The 14,856-nt window shown below is 67.7% G+C and carries 16 protein-coding genes; 9 read left to right on the forward strand and 7 right to left on the reverse strand.

What is annotated here, in order from left to right; translation table 11 throughout:
* Window positions 1-80 precede the first annotated feature (80 nt).
* The 5 genes from NL112_RS07630 to NL112_RS07650 all read left to right on the forward strand — a co-directional run bounded on the left by NL112_RS07630 (window position 81) and on the right by NL112_RS07650 (window position 5,174).
* On the forward strand, window positions 81-1,262 hold the full coding sequence (locus NL112_RS07630; protein WP_255152056.1) for an acyl-CoA dehydrogenase family protein: 1,182 nt from the start codon (window positions 81-83) through the stop codon (window positions 1,260-1,262).
* A gap of 125 nt (window positions 1,263-1,387) precedes the next feature.
* The gene (locus NL112_RS07635; protein WP_255152057.1) at window positions 1,388-2,707 is read left to right on the forward strand and encodes an ABC transporter substrate-binding protein; all 1,320 of its coding nucleotides are present in this window, start codon (window positions 1,388-1,390) and stop codon (window positions 2,705-2,707) included.
* 26 nt (window positions 2,708-2,733) lie between these two features.
* A complete protein-coding gene (locus NL112_RS07640; RefSeq protein ID WP_255152059.1) occupies window positions 2,734-3,645 on the forward strand; it encodes a branched-chain amino acid ABC transporter permease in 912 nt (303 codons plus the stop codon).
* Window positions 3,646-4,662, forward strand: coding sequence for a branched-chain amino acid ABC transporter permease (locus NL112_RS07645; RefSeq protein ID WP_255152060.1), 1,017 nt, complete (start codon window positions 3,646-3,648; stop codon window positions 4,660-4,662).
* Between the two features lie 41 nt (window positions 4,663-4,703).
* Window positions 4,704-5,174, forward strand: a complete 471-nt coding sequence (locus tag NL112_RS07650) for a VOC family protein (protein ID WP_255152061.1) — start codon at window positions 4,704-4,706, stop codon at window positions 5,172-5,174.
* 6 nt (window positions 5,175-5,180) lie between these two features.
* On the opposite strand, the gene NL112_RS07655 is transcribed toward NL112_RS07650, so the two are convergent.
* The 3 genes from NL112_RS07655 to NL112_RS07665 are packed head-to-tail and all read right to left on the reverse strand — an operon-like array spanning window position 5,181 to window position 8,034.
* Window positions 5,181-5,960 carry an SDR family NAD(P)-dependent oxidoreductase gene (locus NL112_RS07655; protein WP_255152062.1) on the reverse strand — a complete coding sequence of 260 codons (780 nt, stop codon included), beginning with the start codon at window positions 5,958-5,960 and terminating at the stop codon, window positions 5,181-5,183.
* Between the two features lie 42 nt (window positions 5,961-6,002).
* Window positions 6,003-6,947, reverse strand: coding sequence for a TIGR03619 family F420-dependent LLM class oxidoreductase (locus NL112_RS07660; RefSeq protein WP_255152063.1), 945 nt, complete (start codon window positions 6,945-6,947; stop codon window positions 6,003-6,005).
* Between the two features lie 40 nt (window positions 6,948-6,987).
* On the reverse strand, window positions 6,988-8,034 hold the full coding sequence (locus NL112_RS07665) for a quinone oxidoreductase family protein (RefSeq protein ID WP_255152064.1): 1,047 nt from the start codon (window positions 8,032-8,034) through the stop codon (window positions 6,988-6,990).
* 131 nt (window positions 8,035-8,165) lie between these two features.
* On the opposite strand from NL112_RS07665, the gene NL112_RS07670 reads away from it, so the two are divergent.
* Together NL112_RS07670 and NL112_RS07675 are read left to right on the forward strand one after the other, a co-directional pair.
* Window positions 8,166-8,984 carry an enoyl-CoA hydratase/isomerase family protein gene (locus NL112_RS07670; protein ID WP_255152065.1) on the forward strand — a complete coding sequence of 273 codons (819 nt, stop codon included), beginning with the start codon at window positions 8,166-8,168 and terminating at the stop codon, window positions 8,982-8,984.
* Between the two features lie 112 nt (window positions 8,985-9,096).
* Window positions 9,097-10,086 carry an LLM class flavin-dependent oxidoreductase gene (locus NL112_RS07675; protein ID WP_255152066.1) on the forward strand — a complete coding sequence of 330 codons (990 nt, stop codon included), beginning with the start codon at window positions 9,097-9,099 and terminating at the stop codon, window positions 10,084-10,086.
* 31 nt (window positions 10,087-10,117) lie between these two features.
* On the opposite strand, the gene NL112_RS07680 is transcribed toward NL112_RS07675, so the two are convergent.
* The 3 genes from NL112_RS07680 to NL112_RS07690 all read right to left on the reverse strand — a co-directional run bounded on the left by NL112_RS07680 (window position 10,118) and on the right by NL112_RS07690 (window position 12,130).
* Window positions 10,118-10,825, reverse strand: coding sequence for an ABC transporter ATP-binding protein (locus tag NL112_RS07680; protein ID WP_255152067.1), 708 nt, complete (start codon window positions 10,823-10,825; stop codon window positions 10,118-10,120).
* On the reverse strand, window positions 10,822-11,586 hold the full coding sequence (locus tag NL112_RS07685) for an ABC transporter ATP-binding protein (RefSeq protein ID WP_255152068.1): 765 nt from the start codon (window positions 11,584-11,586) through the stop codon (window positions 10,822-10,824). Before NL112_RS07685 ends, NL112_RS07680 begins: the two co-directional genes overlap by 4 nt.
* A gap of 76 nt (window positions 11,587-11,662) precedes the next feature.
* Entirely contained in the window at window positions 11,663-12,130 is a 468-nt protein-coding gene (locus tag NL112_RS07690; protein ID WP_255152069.1) for a MaoC family dehydratase, read from the reverse strand.
* Window positions 12,131-12,234: 104 nt separating this feature from the next.
* Between NL112_RS07690 and NL112_RS07695 the strand changes: the two genes are divergently transcribed.
* Both NL112_RS07695 and NL112_RS07700 read left to right on the forward strand, forming a co-directional pair.
* Window positions 12,235-12,687, forward strand: a complete 453-nt coding sequence (locus tag NL112_RS07695) for a MaoC family dehydratase (RefSeq protein ID WP_255152070.1) — start codon at window positions 12,235-12,237, stop codon at window positions 12,685-12,687.
* Window positions 12,688-12,781: 94 nt separating this feature from the next.
* A complete protein-coding gene (locus NL112_RS07700) occupies window positions 12,782-14,026 on the forward strand; it encodes an MFS transporter (protein WP_255152071.1) in 1,245 nt (414 codons plus the stop codon).
* Window position 14,027: 1 nt separating this feature from the next.
* On the opposite strand, the gene NL112_RS07705 is transcribed toward NL112_RS07700, so the two are convergent.
* Window positions 14,028-14,840: an alpha/beta fold hydrolase gene (locus NL112_RS07705; protein WP_255152072.1), complete on the reverse strand. Its 813-nt coding sequence runs from the start codon at window positions 14,838-14,840 to the stop codon at window positions 14,028-14,030.
* Window positions 14,841-14,856: the final 16 nt, after the last annotated feature.

The following is a 14,856-nucleotide window of genomic DNA, read 5'->3' on the forward strand; positions in this document are numbered from 1 at the left end:
CGTGCCGGAATCGGGACGCGGGGTGTGGTACCGTAATGTATAATTGACTGCGATTCACAGTCGACGTGAGGACCTTTCGAATGAACTTCGAGCGTTCGGGCGAGCAGACCATGCTCGTCGAGACGGCCAAGGATATCGTGGACGAATACGGGGAGTCGTACTTCAGGGAGAAGCGGCTGGCCGACGAGGAGCCGGAGGAGTTCGTCGAGGACCTCGCCGACGCCGGCTTCTTCGGCATCCCGATTCCCGTCGAGTACGGCGGGCAGGGGATGGGGATGCTGGACCTGGTGTACGCCATCGAGGCCATCGCCGAGGCCGGCGGCTGGGACGCCGTCGCCAAGTTCACGCTGAACACGGTGTTCGGCGGCGTCGTCCTCTCCAAGTTCGGCACCGAGGAGCAGAAGGAGGAGTATCTCCCGAAGATCGCCGACGGCGAGATGGACTGGGCGCTCGGCGTCACCGAGGCGAACACCGGGTCGAACATGCTCAACACGCAGACGTTCGCCGAACGCGACGGCGACGAGTTCGTCATCAACGGCGAGAAGGCGTTCAACTCCGGGCTCGACCAGGCGGACGGTTACACGCTTCTGACCCGGACCAAGACGATGGAGGAGTCCGACCGCCGGACCGACGGCCTGACGGTGTTCCTCGTCGATCCGGACGCCGACGGCATCGAGTACGAACCGGTCGACCTCGACATCTACTGGCCGGCCGGCGAGAACACGTTCACCGTCCACATCGACGACCTCCGGGTCCACGAGTCGCAGGCCATCGGCGAAATCCACGGCGGCTTCGCACCCATCTTCGAGGTGCTCAACCCCGAGCGCATCTCCACGGCCGCCGAACATCTCGGCCGCGGGTGGTGGGTGCTCGACAAGGCCGTCCAGCGGGCCAAGGACCGCGAGGTGTGGGGTGAACCCATCGGCGCCCACCAGGCCATCCAGCACCCGCTCGCGCAGTCGTACGTCGACATGAAGTCCGCGAGCACGATGGTCAAGCGGGCGGCGTGGGCCTACGACCAGGGGCAGGACAACGTCGGCGAACTCTCGAACATCGGCCACCTGCAGGCGGGCAACGCCGCGTTCGAGGCGGCCGACAACGCCGTCGAGACGTTCGGCGGCGGCAGTGCGGTCGCCGACTACGGCATCGCGGCCGTCTGGAGCCTCGCCCGGCACCAGCAGATAGCGCCCGTCACCGACCACATGAAGCTGAACTTCATCGCCAACAACGTCCTGGACCTCCCCCGTTCGTACGGCCGCTAAGCAACCGCCGTCCCCGGGACGGCGACTTCCCGCCCCCTGTAGCGGCGCCCGCGGCGACTCTCTATTTGTCCACCATCTGATTGATGTCGGGGGATATATATACCAGTCCCCGTAATGGAACGCGTATGGCACCTAGTGACAAGCCCAGTGGTAGTGCCGGGAATGGCGACGACGGCCGAGAAACGACAGGCTCGATTGTCGACGGCGTGACGAACCGCCGTCGTCTGCTTCAGGCGTCGGCCGCGGTCGGTGGCCTGAGCCTCTCCGGCTGTCTGAACCAGCTCGGCGGTGGCGGCGGCGAGACCATCAAGATCGGCGCCCCGCTCCCGACGAGTGGCCCGTTCGCGGCGTACGGCAACAACTTCAAGAACGCCTTCGAGCTGGCGGTCCAGCACGCCAACGAGGAGGGCGACGCGGGCGACCGCGAGGTCGAAGTCGAGTTCGCGGACACCGAGGGCGACCCGAACACCGGCCGACAGGCGGCCCAGGAGCTCATCAACAACGGCGCGGACATCCTCTCGGGCAACTACTCGAGTGCGGTGGGGCTGTCCATCGGTGAACTCGCTCAGCGGCGGGGCATCCTCTATCAGTGCGTCGGCGGCTCGAACGCTATCACCGGCTCGGAGTGTCGCCCGTACGTGTTCAACTCGGGGAACAGCGCCGTCCAGCAGTCGGTGACAATGCCGTATCTGCTCAACGAGCGCGGCGGGGAGTCGGTGTTCATCCTCTACTCCGACTACGCGTGGGCCCAGTCGTACAAGAACTGGAACAAGAACCACTCGGTTCCGGACAACGGCGGCGAGGTCGTCGGCGAGCAGGCGGTGCCGCTGGGGACGAACGACTGGTCCCAGCCGGTCACCAACGCCCGGGACTCGGGTGCCGACCACATCCACTTCGCGGTGACGGGGACGGACCTCGTCCGTGGGGTCAACCAGGCGTTCTCGTTCGACCTCCAGGAGGACTCCATCGTCAGCGCGGCGGCCGCGACGCTGTCCGACGTCAGCGCCATCGGCATCGACATCATGACCGATGAGAACTTCTACCCGGGCGGAACCTCGTGGTACTGGGAGCACTCGGCGCAGGGCGCCCAGGAGTACAGCAGCGCCTTCCGTGAGGAGTTCGGCGAGGTGCCGCTGAACTTCTCGGCGTCCCACTACGCCGGCACGCGGACGGTGCTACGGGCCATCGGCGAGGTCGGCAACACGAACCCCGACGACCTGCGGAGCGAACTCGAAGGGAAGGAGCTTTTCCCCCAGCTGTGGGGCGTCGGCGAGAAGTTCCGGGAGTGTGACCACCGTGCGAGCATCGCGACGATGATCGTGCAGGCGAAGCAGGGGCTGAGCCAGCAGAACCTCGACAACGGCAACGTGTACACCATCCTCGACTACCCTGAGGACCCCGAGTCGGTGATGCGGACCTGCGAGGAGACCGGCTGCGAGATGTAGATGGCCGAGATTAGTCACGCCCACCCATGACAGCGCTCTCGACGATCGGTTGGTTGCCCCTCCAGTACAGTGCCGACTACCTCATCACGCAGGTGCTCAACGGTATCGCGCTGGGGATGATACTGGTGTTGATCGCGTTCGGGCTGTCCATCATCTTCGGACTGATGGGCGTCGTGAACTTCGCGCACGGCGAGTTCCTGCTCGTCGGCACGTACACGGCGTTGACGGTGTTTACGGTGAGCGGGAGCTTCCTCGCGGCACTTCTGGTCGCACCCCTCGTCGTCGCGGTGCTCGGCGCGCTCGTCGAGCGGTTCACGCTCCGGCCCATCTACGAGCGCGACATCCTGTTGCAGTTGCTGCTCACGTTCGGGCTCGCCGAAATCATCCGCGAGGTGGTGATGATAATCTGGGGCCGGACCGGGACCTCGTTCCCGACGCCGTCGTGGGCCGACCAGACGCTCGACTTCGCGGTATTCAACTACCCGATGTATCGCCTGTTCGTCATCGTCGTCGCGGCGGTCATCGTCGTCGCGGTCTACCTGTTCCTGACGCGGACGGACACGGGACTCATCATCCGCGGCGCGACCGCGGACCGCGAGATGGTGAACGCGCTCGGCATCGACGTCAAGCAGACGTTCCTCGTCGTGTTCGCCATCGGGAGCGCCATCGCTGGCGTCGCGGGCGCGCTCATCGGCCCGCTCCGGAGCGCGTACCCGACGCTCGGCATCGACCTCATCATCCCGGCGTTCGTGGTGGTGGTGGTCGGCGGCCTCGGTAGCCTTCGGGGGAGCATCCTCGCGGGCCTGCTCATCGGCGAACTGATGGTGCTGACGGGCGTCGTCTACTCGCCGATGTCGAACGTCATCATCTTCGTGTTCATGGCCCTGCTGCTGCTCGTCCGGCCCCGGGGCCTGTTCGGCCGGGAGGTGGCTGAATAGATGGCGTCCGTCGACGAAATCCGCGACCGGCTCGCACTCGGCGGGGTCTCCGGAGTAGCGAAACTCGCCGTCGTCGTGGTGGCGGCCATCCTGTTGCCGTTCGTGTTCGGCACCTCGACGGCCAACACTGTGCTCGTGCTGGCGGTGTTCGCCATCGGCTACAACCTCCTGCTCGGCTACGGCGGCGAGCTATCCTTCGGCCACGCCGCCTTCTTCGGGCTCGGCGCGTACGGCACCGTCATCGCGGCGGAACTGGTGATGGCGAACCTGTACGTGGCGATGGTCGTCTCCGTCGTGTTCACGACGCTGGTGGCGCTGGTGTTCGGGTTCATCAGCCTGCGGCGGCGTGGCATCTACTTCGCGATGATCACGCTGGCGCTGGCCCAGATGGTCTACTACGTCGTGTTCCAGTGGAACGAGCTGACAGGCGGCCAGAACGGCAAGTCCATCCCGATGTACAGCGCGCCCATCGCGGGCATCGACCCGCTGTCCGCGGGCCTCGACTTCTACGTGTTCGGGCTCGTGCTCCTGGCGCTGACCTGGCTCGCCGTCCGGCGGGTCATCCAGTCGCCGTTCGGGCGGGCGCTGATGGCCGTCCGCGAGAGCGAGGAACGCGCCCGCCACCTCGGCTACAACGTCAACGGCCTCCTGCTGTTGGCGTTCACGCTGTCGGGCGCGCTCGCGGGACTGGCCGGCGCACTGCACGCGGTGCTGTTCGCGTTCGTCGGCCCCGGCCTGCTGTTCTGGACGATGTCCGGCGAGGTGGTGCTCATCGCCATCCTCGGCGGCATCGGCACGCTCAACGGCCCCATCGTGGGCGCCATCATCTTCGGCGTGCTCTCGGTCAACCTGACGAAGGTGACGCAGAACTGGCCCATCATCTTCGGGACCATCTTCGTTCTCATCGTCATGTTCGCACCGGAGGGCGTCTACGGGATGTACGAGAACTACGTCGAGGACCGCGAGGGCGGGTTCGACGCCCGGTCGGTCATCGACCGGCTCCGCGGCGGGGGCTGACGCCTCCCTAGATTTATCTACGCCTGCGGCGACTGGCGGGTATGCAGGTCCTAGGCGTGGACCGGGTGGTGCTAGCCACTCCCGACGTAGACGAGACGGCGAACCGACTGAACGAACTGCTCGGCATCTCCTTCGATGACTTTTTCGCGGCGTCGACGGAGACGGTCGCCGGCACGAACAACCTCGTGAGCCGCATCAGCCCCGACGGGCAACTCGACCTCGCGGGGCCGGGCGACGGCGACAACGAGGTCGCACGGTTCCTCGAGGAGAACGGCCCCGGGCTGTACGGCGTCGCGTTCCGGGTCGCGGACCTCGACGAAGCGGAACAGCATCTCGACTCGAAGGGGGTCGAACCGGTCGGCCGCATCGACTGGGGCGACTTCTCGGAGCTGTTCTACCACCCGAAGCATTTCGGCGGAATGTTCGTCCTGCTGGCGGAGTTCCCTCACCCCGTCACCACGAACGTCCGCAAGGAGTTCGGCGAGGACGCTATCGGCCGCGACGACGAGTAGCCGGGCTCAGACGTTCTCCAGTTCGCGCAGGCTCCCCTGTGGGGTCCCCTGTGCGGTGATGACCTCGCCGTTGATGAACGACGAGGCCTCGCTGGCGAGAAACAGCGCGAGGTCCGCGATTTCTTCGGGCTGGCCGACCGGCCGTGCGGTGTCCGACCGGTCGGAGGCGTCGCCGGCGTCGACGCCGTACTGCTGGCGGATGCCGGGCGTGTTCACCCAGCCGGGTCGGATGCAGTTGACGCGGATGTCGTCGTCTTCCCACGCCATCGCCAGGCTCTTGGTCAGCGTCTCGACGCCCGCCTTCGAGGCGGCGTAGTGGACCGCCAGCGGGTAGCCCTTCACCGCCATGCTGGAGACGTTGATGATGGTGCCGCCGCCCCGTTCGACGAAATGTTCGGCGGCGAGCCGACAGCCCTCGAACACGGAGTCGAGGTTGATGTCGGTGAGCGTGCCGAACCCGTTCTTGCTCAGCTCCAGGGGGTCCGCGCCGAAGCTTCCCGCCGCGTTGTTTATCATCACGTCCAGCCGCCCCCACTCGTCGACGGTGGCGTCACGGATTTCGGCGAGTCGGTCGGCGTCGCGGACGTCGCCGGCCATCGCCAGCCCCTCGCTTCCCGCCTCTTCGATGAGTTCGACCGTCTCCTCGAGTTCCTCCTCGCTCCGGCTGGTGACGGTGACGCCGCGTGCGCCCGCCGCCGCGAACTCCCGTGCGATGGTTCGGCCGATGCCTCGGTTCCCGCCGGTGACGAGGACGACGCTGTCCTCGACGCTGAATCGCTCGTTCATGACTCCCCTCTCACCCTCGCCAAGCAAATAGCTTCCCCCGCCTCAGAACGCAGGGATGACCTCGTCGCCGAACCGCCGTATCTGTTCGAGTTGTGCCTCGACGCTGATGTCGTAGGTCGTGATATGCAGGTGGGTCGTGCCGGCGTCGGCGTACGCCTCGATGTCCTCGATGACCTCCTCGGCGGAGCCGATCAGCGGCCGGTCCGTATCGCGGTCGGTGTCGGTGCCGACGTGGACCGGCCGGGACACCGCCGCCTTCGGCTCGCCCTCGCGGTCGAAGTCGTCCCACGCCCGCCCCATCCGCTCGTGCATCTCGCGGACGTCCTCGGGCGTCTCCCAGAAGCTCGTCCAGCCGTCGCCGTACTCGGCGATGCGGCGGATAGAGGCGCCCGACTTCCCGCCGATGTAGACGGGTGGCATCTCGCCGTCGTCGGGCACCGGGTGGAAGCCGGTCTCCTGGAAGGAGTGGAACTCGCCGTCGAAGGCGAGTTCCCCCTCCGCGCAGATGCGCTCGAACAGTTCGAAGAACTCGTCGAGGCGGGCGCCCCGCTCCTCGAAGGGAACGTCGAGCACCTCGAACTCGGTGGTGAGCCAGCCGACGGCGACGCCGAAGTCGAACGCGCCGTCGAGCAACTCGTTGAGCGTGAGGACGCTCTTGGCGGTGATGACCGGGTGGCGATACGGGACGACACAGACGTTCGTGCCGAGCCGCAGGTCGTCGGTGCGGCCCGCGATGTACGACAGCGTCTCGAACACGTCGTACGTCCGCATCGAACTGTCGAGCGGCGCCGACCCGTCCGGCGAGAACGGGTAGGTGTCGGGGATGTCGGCCGGAAGCACCGGATGCTCGCCGGCCCAGAGGTAGTCGAATCCCACCGCCTCGGTCGCGTCCGCGATGCGTTCGAACGCCTCGACGTTCACGTGGTCGCCGTCGCCGACGTTCCACAGGGTCACGCCGAACTCGATGTCGCTGTCTGCCTCCGGCATACCCCACCTCCCGTGCGGGGGACCATAGTTCCACCGTCGGCTACGTCGTCAGCACCATCTTCCCGACGTGGTCGGCGTCTTCCATGCGCTGGAGCGCCTCGCCCGCGTCCTCGAGCGCGTACCGTTCGGTGATGTCCGGCTCGAACGCGCCCTCGGCGATGAGACGGATGGTCTCCTCCATCGCGTACCGCGGCGCGCGGGTCGTGCCGACCAGTTCTATCTGCTTGCCGAACAGGTTGCCGAGGTTGACGCCCGCCTCCAGACTGGAGTGGGCGCCACAGAGGATGAGCTGGCCGCGCATCCCCAGCGACTCGATGCTCTCGCTCCAGGTCGCGCCGCCGACGGCCTCGCCCACCACGTCGACGCCGGCGCCGTCGGTCAGTTCGTGGACCTCCTCGGCGAACTCGTTGTGCGGCGCGTGGACGACGTGGTCGGCGCCGTGGTCGGCGATGAACGCCTGTTTGGACTCGCTGGTCGTCGTGCCGATGACGGTCGCGCCCGTCAGCGACCCTATCTGGGTGAGCGCGTGGCCGACGCCGCCCGACGCGCCCGTGACGAGCAGGGTGTCGCCCGGCTTGAGCCCGACGCGCCGCATCATGTACCACGCCGTGCCGAACTGGACGCAGGTGCTCGCGGCCTGCTCGGTCGTGATGCCGTCGGGCAACGCCAGCACGTTCTCTTCGGGCAGGGCTATCTGCTCGGCGTAGCCGCCGAGCCCCGGCGTCTGGACGCCCAGCACCGCTATCTCCGGACAGGCGTTGTCCAGCCCCCGCGTACACCATTTGCACTCCCCGCAGGTGAACTGCGAGTGGGCGACGACGCGGTCGCCCGCCTCGAAGCGGGTGACGTCCTCGCCGACCTCGCTGACGACGCCGGCCGGTTCGATGCCCGGAATGTGTGGAAACAGGTCGACGTCGCCGAACCAGAACTCCGCGATGTCGAGGTTGCCGTACTCCCCCTTCACGAGTTCGCTGTCCATCCGGTTGACGCCACACGCCTCCACGTCGATCAGTACTTCGTCAGCCTCGGGCGTCGGCGTTGCCACTTCCTCGTACCGTAGTGACTCCGGACCCCCGAAGTCGTGCATGCGGATTGCCTTCATCTCTATCGCTATCATGCTAGTTATTCCCTATCATTATAGGCTCTCGGGTGCAACGCGTCCGTTTCGGTTCCGCGGCCAGCTATCTATTTGTGCCCCGCCGGGAAGCTATCGAACGTATGTCCGACAGCTACGAGCGGCTCGCGGTCCGGGACCACCCGGACGACGACCGCATCCGCGCCATCGACCTCGACAACGTCGACCGGAACAACGTCCTCGACGAGCGGACCGTCCTCGAGTTGTACGCGGCCATCGAGGCGGCCGACCGTGACTCGGCGGTGGACGCCATCCTGCTGGGGACGACCGGCGACGTGTTCTGTGCCGGCGCGGACCTCACCGAACTGAAGGAGCACGACTACGAGGACGGCACCCGATTTCTGACGGGCTACTTCGAGACGATGGACCTGCTCAGGGAGACGAGCAAGCCAGCCGTTGCCGCGGTCGAGGGGAACTGCGTCGCCGGCGGCAACGAACTGGTCAACGCCTGCGACCTCATCGTCGCCGGCGAGAGCGCCCGATTCGGCCAGCCGGAGGTGCTGGTCGGCTCGACCGCCGCGGGCGGTGCGCTCCAGATGCTCCCGCTCATCGTCGGCGAGAAGCGGGCCAAGGAGATACTGCTGACCGGCGAACTCATCGACGCGACCGAGGCGGAACGCTACGGGCTCATCAACCGCGTCGTCGACGACGGCGACGCCGAGGCGTCGGCGGTCGAACTGCTCCAGCAGGTCCTCGACCGGTCGAGCCCGCAGGCGTACGGCGTGATGAAGAGCGTGATGAAGACGTGGACGAACTTCGCCATGCTCCACGAGGAGATGGCCCGCGACATCACCGCCCGGGTGTGGGCCTCCGAGGAGTTCCGCGACCGCGCGGAGGCGTTCCTCGACGGCGAGGACGCGACGCCCCGCTCGTTCGGCGGCAACAGGCCGAACGAGCGGTGACGCACACCCCGCATCACTCGCGGCTCCCCGGCCAGAACCGCCACGTCCGGGGCTGACACTTCGGTTCCGTGCGGCACAAGAGGTAAGGCCCCCTCGGTCGAACCGTTCGACCATGCGACTCGGCGTGTTCAACCTGACGCAGTACGAGGGCTCCGTCCCGGCAAAGGAGGTGTGGTCGTCGGTGCGGGAACTCGCTGGCGTCATCGACGAGGGCGGGTTCGACTCGATGTGGATCGGCGAACACCACGTCACACCGGACGACCAGTATCTCCAGAACATCCCCGTGATGGCGGCGCTGGCCAACGAGACGGAGAACGTCACCATCGGCGCAGGGGTGTGGCTCCTGCCGCTCCACAACCCGGTCCACGTCGCGGAACTGGCGGCGACCATCGACGTGATGAGCGACGGCCGGTTCCAGTTGGGCTGTGGGCTGGGCTACCGCGACGCCGAGTTCGACGCGTTCGGCATCGACAAGAGCGACCGGGTCGGCCGGCTGATCGACGGGGTCCGGCTCATCCGCCGGCTCTGGACCGAGGACGACGTCACGTTCGACGGCGACTACGTCTCGGTGTCGAACGTGACCGTCAACCCGAAGCCGGTGCAGTCGCCCCATCCGCCGGTGCTGGTCGGCGGCTACGTCGACGCCGCGGCGAAGCGGGCGGCCAACATCGCCAACTCCTGGATGTACGGCAACCTCCAGGACAAGGCCGAACTCGAGCGACAGTTCGCGCTCTACGACGAGGCCGTCGCCGAGGCCGGCCGCGAGGCGGAGACGTTCACGCCGCCGGTCATCCGCGAGGCGTTCGTCCTGCCCGACGGCGACGAGGCGTTCGACACCGTCCGGCCGTATCTGAAATCGAAGTTCGAGAGCTACGCCGGCTGGGGGCTCGACGGCGTCGACTTCGACGACTTCCGCGAGGCCGCCGAGGACCGGTTCCTCATCGGCTCGCCCGAGTCCGTCCTCGAGGACCTCGAAGAGTACGCCGACATCGGCGTCGACCACGTCGTCCTCCGGGTGCAGTACCCGGGAATGGACGCGGCGACGACCCGGGAGTGTCTGGAGACGATAAGCGACGACGTCATCCCACATCTCCCGTCCTGAACTGCCGTAAAAACCGCCCGCGACCGCCGACTCAGACCGCCAGATAGCGGTCCTTGATCTCCTCGTCGGCGCGCAACTCCTCGCTGGGGCCCGACTCCCGGATGCGCCCCTCGTCGATGATGTAGCCGTAGTCGCTGATGTCCAAGGCGAGTTCGGCGTTCTGCTCGACGAGGAGCATGGCGACGCCGTCCTCGTTGATTCGGCCGAGAATCTCGCGCAGGCGCTCGACGAGCGACGGCATCAACCCCTCCGTCGGCTCGTCGACCAACAGGAGGTCGGGGTCCGACAGCAGACCGCGGGCGATGGCGAGCATCTGCTGTTCGCCGCCCGACATCGTCCCGGCGCGCTGTTGCTGGCGCTCCTCGAGGCGGGGGAAGTAGTCGAACACGTCGTCCATCGCCCCCTCGATGTCCTCGCGGTCGTGCCCGAGGTGGCCGAGTCGCAGGTTCTCCCGAACGGTCAGGTCCGCGAAGATGCGCCGCTCCTCCGGGATGATGGAGATGCCGCTCAGCGACGTCTCGTGGGGGGAGGCGTCGGTGATGTCCTCGCCGTGCATCGTGATGGTGCCCGACCGCGGCGGCTGGATGCCCATGATGGAGCGGAGCGTCGTCGTCTTGCCGGCGCCGTTTCGCCCGATGAGCGTCACCAGCCCGTCCTCGGGAATCTCCAGCGAAACGTCGTACAGCACGTGGCTCTTGTCGTAGTACGTGTTGATGTCCTCGACTTCGAGCATCGTCATTGGTCCTCGCCCCCTTCCTGGCCGCCCTCGAGGTAGACCCGGCGGACCTGTTCGTCGTTCTGGACCTCCTCGGGCGAGCCGTCGGCGATTATCTGGCCGCGGTGGAGCACCTTGATGCGGTCGGACACCTGCATCACGACGCTCATCTTGTGTTCGACGAGGATGATCGTCACGTCCGAGGATAGCTCCTCGATGAGCGATATCATCTCCGCCGTCTCCTCGGAGCTCATTCCGCTGGTCGGCTCGTCGAGCAACAGCATCTGCGGGTCGGTCCCGAGCGCGATGGCGAGTTCGAGCGTCCGTCGCTCCCCGTGGCTCAGCGTCGCACCGTTCACGTCGCGTTTGTCGCTGAGGCCGACCCGCTCCAGTATCGCCTCCGCCTCCGTGACCAGGTCCGGCATCGACGACGCCTTCGACCAGAAGTTGTACATGCTGTGGCGGGCCTGGATGGCGACCCTGACGTTCTCCAGCACGGAGAGCTCGTCGAACACGTTCGTCACCTGGTACGAACGGGTCAGTCGCCGCCGTGCGATCTCGGCCGGCGACAGCTCCGTGATGTCCTCGCCGTTGAAGCGGATACTGCCGCTGGTCGGCCGGAGCGCCCCGGTCAGGAGGTTGAAGAACGTCGTCTTTCCGGCCCCGTTGGGCCCGATGACCGCGTGGAGCGCGTCCTCTTCGAACGTTGCGCTCACGCCGTCGACTGCGGTCACGCCTTCGAACCGCTTGGTAAGACCGTCCGTCGCTAGTAGCGCCTCGCTCATCGTCTGCCCGTTTGTCGCTCCCCGTTATATAAGTATTGGTAACGATAGTCACGGAACGGCACGCTCCCGGCGCCGTTCATCGGTCCACCGCGGGGTTGGCCGCTGTCGCCACCAGCAGGTCGTGGTCGTCGACGACCACGGTTTCGTCGTCCGCGTCGACCAACTCGACGCGGCACTCGACGACGCCCCACTCCTCGTTGCGCTCCCGGAGGCCGGTCACGGCCACCTCGCCGTGGACGGTGTCGCCGGGCGAGACGGGCGCCAGATAGCGGACGTTCCGGTGGCCCAGGTTCATCGCCAGCGCCGCGTCGCTGGCGACTGCGTCGACGAGGAACCCGTCGGCGATGCCCAGAAGCAGGGTCCCCTGCAACACCACGTCGTCGACGAGCGGGTGTGCGTCGGCGTACTCCCGGTCGACGTGGATGGGGTCGGTCGACCCCGTGGCGCCGACGAACATCCGGACGTCCGAGTCCGTGACCGTCCGGCCCTCCGTCACGTACGACTCGTCCTCTTCGAACTCCGCGAAGGTTCTGCGTGCAGTCATGGCGTCGGCGGGTACCAGACGCCCGGCGGCCAAAGCCGTTCGGGTCGTCGCCCCCGGTCGGCCGCCTCGGGCGGATTTAAGGTTCCTCGCGCCACGGTCGACGTATGAGCGTGAGGCACTTCGAGGACCTCTCTGTGGGCGAGAGCCACGAGTTCGGCGAACGCACCGTCACGCGAGACGAGATACTGTCGTTCGCGGAACTGTACGACCCCCAGCCGTTCCACGTCGACGAGGAGGCGGCCGCCGAGAGCGTGTTCGGCGGTCTCGTCGCCAGCGGCTGGCACACCGTCTGTCTGATGAACCGCCTGCTCGTCGACGGTTTCCTGCTGGACGTCGCCAACATGGGGGGTCGCGGCGTCGACGACCTCCGGTTTCACCGGCCGCTCCGCCCGGGCACCACCATCTCGGCGCGGGTGGAGGTGCTGTCGAAGGAGCCGTCCGAACGGCACGACGCCCGGGGGTACGTCACCTACCGGTTCGAGGCGGTCGACGACGACGGCGAGCGGCTCCTCTCGATGACGGCCGACACGCTGGTCCGTCGCCGGGACGCCCCGTGAGCGCGCAGTCGCGTCCGGTGTCGTCGTCGATGCCGGCCGCGGCGAGTGGGCCGGCACCAGAACGGCTTTGTCGGGGGGAGTCGAACGCCGTGGCGTGTTAGCGTTCGTCCGCTCGGGAGCCCGACGACTGGTCGACGCGCGGGCGACGGAGCCGCGCCAGTGGGGCACCGTCGCCGGCCTGTGGGTGCTGATGGCCGCCTGCATGGCGTACATCATCGTGCCCGCGAGCGTCCTCCCGCTCATCATGACCGACCTCGGGCTCGGCCCGACGGCCGCAAGTTGGGTCGTCAGCGTCATGTTCGGGATGCAGGCGCTGGCGAGCACGCCGACCGGGTTCGGCCTCGACCGGTTCGACAACCGGGTCGCCGTCACCGTCGCCACGGCGGTGTTTCTCGTCGGCGGCGCGTGGGGGTGGCAGGCCGCGGCCACGGGCGACTTCCTCGCGCTTCTGGCGTCGCGGGCGCTGGCCGGCGTCGGCGTCGTCCTCGCGTGGAACGCGTCGGCGAACCTGAGCGGCCGCGCGTTCGGCCCCGACCTCCGGGCGACGGTGCTGGGCGTGTTCACCGCCAGCGCACCCGCGGGGTTCGTCATCGGGCAGGTGTCCGGCCCGCTGGTCGCCGCCCGCTTCGGCTGGCCGGCCGTCTTCGTCGCCTACTGCGGGCTCGCGGTGGTCGGCCTGCTGGTGTTTCTCGCGTCGACGGCCGGCACCGACCTCTCCGAGCACGATGCCCCGGCGCCGGAGGTGCTCGACTTCAAGCGCGTGTTCACCAACGTCCGCGTCTGGCACGTCGCCGTCATGGGGTTCATGGCCTACTCGCTGTACGTGTTCATGAACTCGTGGATGCCGACGTATCTCGCCCAGGAGTTCGGCTTCTCGCTGGCGAACAGCGGGCTCGCAGTCGCGCTGTTTCCGGCGGTCGGTATCCTCTCGCGAAGCGGCGGCGGCGCCGTCGCGGACACGCTGTTCGACGCCCGCCGGAAGCCGGTCGTCCTGCTCTCGTTCGTCTGTTCGGCGCCGCTGGTGGCGCTGGTCGGCGTCGTCGGGACGCCGCTTCTGCTGTTCGGGCTGGTCGTCCTCTCGGGGCTGTTCATCCAGTTGAGCCACGGCCTGCTGTACACCTACGTCCAGGAACTGGTGGACCCGAACGTCGCCGGCACCGCGACGGCGTTTCTCACCTCGGTGTCCGTGTTCGGCTCGTTCACCGCACCCATCATCGCGGGCTGGCTCATCGAACGGACGGGGAGCTTCACGCCGGCGTTCGGCTACGGCGTCGTCGTGGCCGTCGCCGGCGTCGCGCTGGCGTGGATTGCCCCCGAGGTCGGGCCGGCCGCCGACTGATTTAGGCGTCGAGAAGCGCAAGCAGGTGGTCGTCGAACCGCTCGGGCTCCGCGAGGAAGGGGAGATGCCCGCTCGCCTCGAACGCGACGAACCGCCCGTCGGTGAACACCTCGCGGGCGACGTACGCCGCGGCCTCCGGCGTCGCCGCGCCGTCCCGTTTCCCGTGGAACGCCGCACACGGCACGTCGAGTGCCGACAGCGCCGCCGCCAGCCGGTCGTAGTCGGGGTCGCGGTAGATGTCCAGCGTCTTCACCGCGACCCGCTGGGGCGTCTCCATCCCGATGGACCAGAGCCACCGCTTCGTCCACGGCTCGGGCTCGCCGCCGAACATCCGGTCGACGTAGGCGGCCATCCCCGCTGGGCGGTCGCTCCGTTGCCCCTCGACGAGCGCCTCGACGTTCAGTCCCTCCCCGTCGTCGTCCTCGTCGTCGGGGGCCAGCCCCTCGAAGATGCCCGTCGAGACGAGCGCGAGGTGGGTCAGCCGCTCGGGGGTCGCGTCGGCGTACTCCGCGGCGACGGTCGCGCCCAGCGACCAGCCGACGACCGCCCACGCGTCGATGCCGAGTCGCTCCCGCACCCCCTCGAGGTCGGCGGCGTGCATCGCGGCGGTGTAGTCGCTCGCGGGCTTGTCGGACCGGCCGTGGCCCCGCAGGTCCGGAGTGACGACGCGGTAGCCGGCGTCCACGAGCGTCGTGACCTGCCGCTCCCACACCCGGTGGCTCATGAACCCACCGTGGACGAGCAGGACGGGCGGGCCGGCGCCGAGGTCCTCGTAGAACAGGTCGACGCCGTCCTGGACGGTGGCGCGTGGCATGCCCGTAGCGTGCGTC

It is taken from the genome of Halorarius halobius, from assembly GCF_024298865.1.
GTDB lineage: Archaea > Halobacteriota > Halobacteria > Halobacteriales > Haloarculaceae > Halorarius > Halorarius halobius.

Excerpts from the sequence above, each read along its gene's own strand:
- NL112_RS07635 (WP_255152057.1), top strand. The coding sequence starts at position 1,388 with ATGGCACCTAGTGACAAGCCCAGTGGTAGTGCCGGGAATGGCGACGAC.
- NL112_RS07685 (WP_255152068.1), bottom strand. The coding sequence starts at position 11,586 with ATGAGCGAGGCGCTACTAGCGACGGACGGTCTTACCAAGCGGTTCGAA.
- NL112_RS07665 (WP_255152064.1), bottom strand. The coding sequence starts at position 8,034 with ATGCACGACTTCGGGGGTCCGGAGTCACTACGGTACGAGGAAGTGGCA.
- NL112_RS07650 (WP_255152061.1), top strand. The coding sequence starts at position 4,704 with ATGCAGGTCCTAGGCGTGGACCGGGTGGTGCTAGCCACTCCCGACGTA.
- NL112_RS07660 (WP_255152063.1), bottom strand. The coding sequence starts at position 6,947 with ATGCCGGAGGCAGACAGCGACATCGAGTTCGGCGTGACCCTGTGGAAC.
- NL112_RS07630 (WP_255152056.1), top strand. The coding sequence starts at position 81 with ATGAACTTCGAGCGTTCGGGCGAGCAGACCATGCTCGTCGAGACGGCC.
- NL112_RS07705 (WP_255152072.1), bottom strand. The coding sequence starts at position 14,840 with ATGCCACGCGCCACCGTCCAGGACGGCGTCGACCTGTTCTACGAGGAC.
- NL112_RS07675 (WP_255152066.1), top strand. The coding sequence starts at position 9,097 with ATGCGACTCGGCGTGTTCAACCTGACGCAGTACGAGGGCTCCGTCCCG.
- NL112_RS07690 (WP_255152069.1), bottom strand. The coding sequence starts at position 12,130 with ATGACTGCACGCAGAACCTTCGCGGAGTTCGAAGAGGACGAGTCGTAC.
- NL112_RS07640 (WP_255152059.1), top strand. The coding sequence starts at position 2,734 with ATGACAGCGCTCTCGACGATCGGTTGGTTGCCCCTCCAGTACAGTGCC.
- NL112_RS07670 (WP_255152065.1), top strand. The coding sequence starts at position 8,166 with ATGTCCGACAGCTACGAGCGGCTCGCGGTCCGGGACCACCCGGACGAC.
- NL112_RS07645 (WP_255152060.1), top strand. The coding sequence starts at position 3,646 with ATGGCGTCCGTCGACGAAATCCGCGACCGGCTCGCACTCGGCGGGGTC.
- NL112_RS07680 (WP_255152067.1), bottom strand. The coding sequence starts at position 10,825 with ATGACGATGCTCGAAGTCGAGGACATCAACACGTACTACGACAAGAGC.
- NL112_RS07695 (WP_255152070.1), top strand. The coding sequence starts at position 12,235 with ATGAGCGTGAGGCACTTCGAGGACCTCTCTGTGGGCGAGAGCCACGAG.
- NL112_RS07655 (WP_255152062.1), bottom strand. The coding sequence starts at position 5,960 with ATGAACGAGCGATTCAGCGTCGAGGACAGCGTCGTCCTCGTCACCGGC.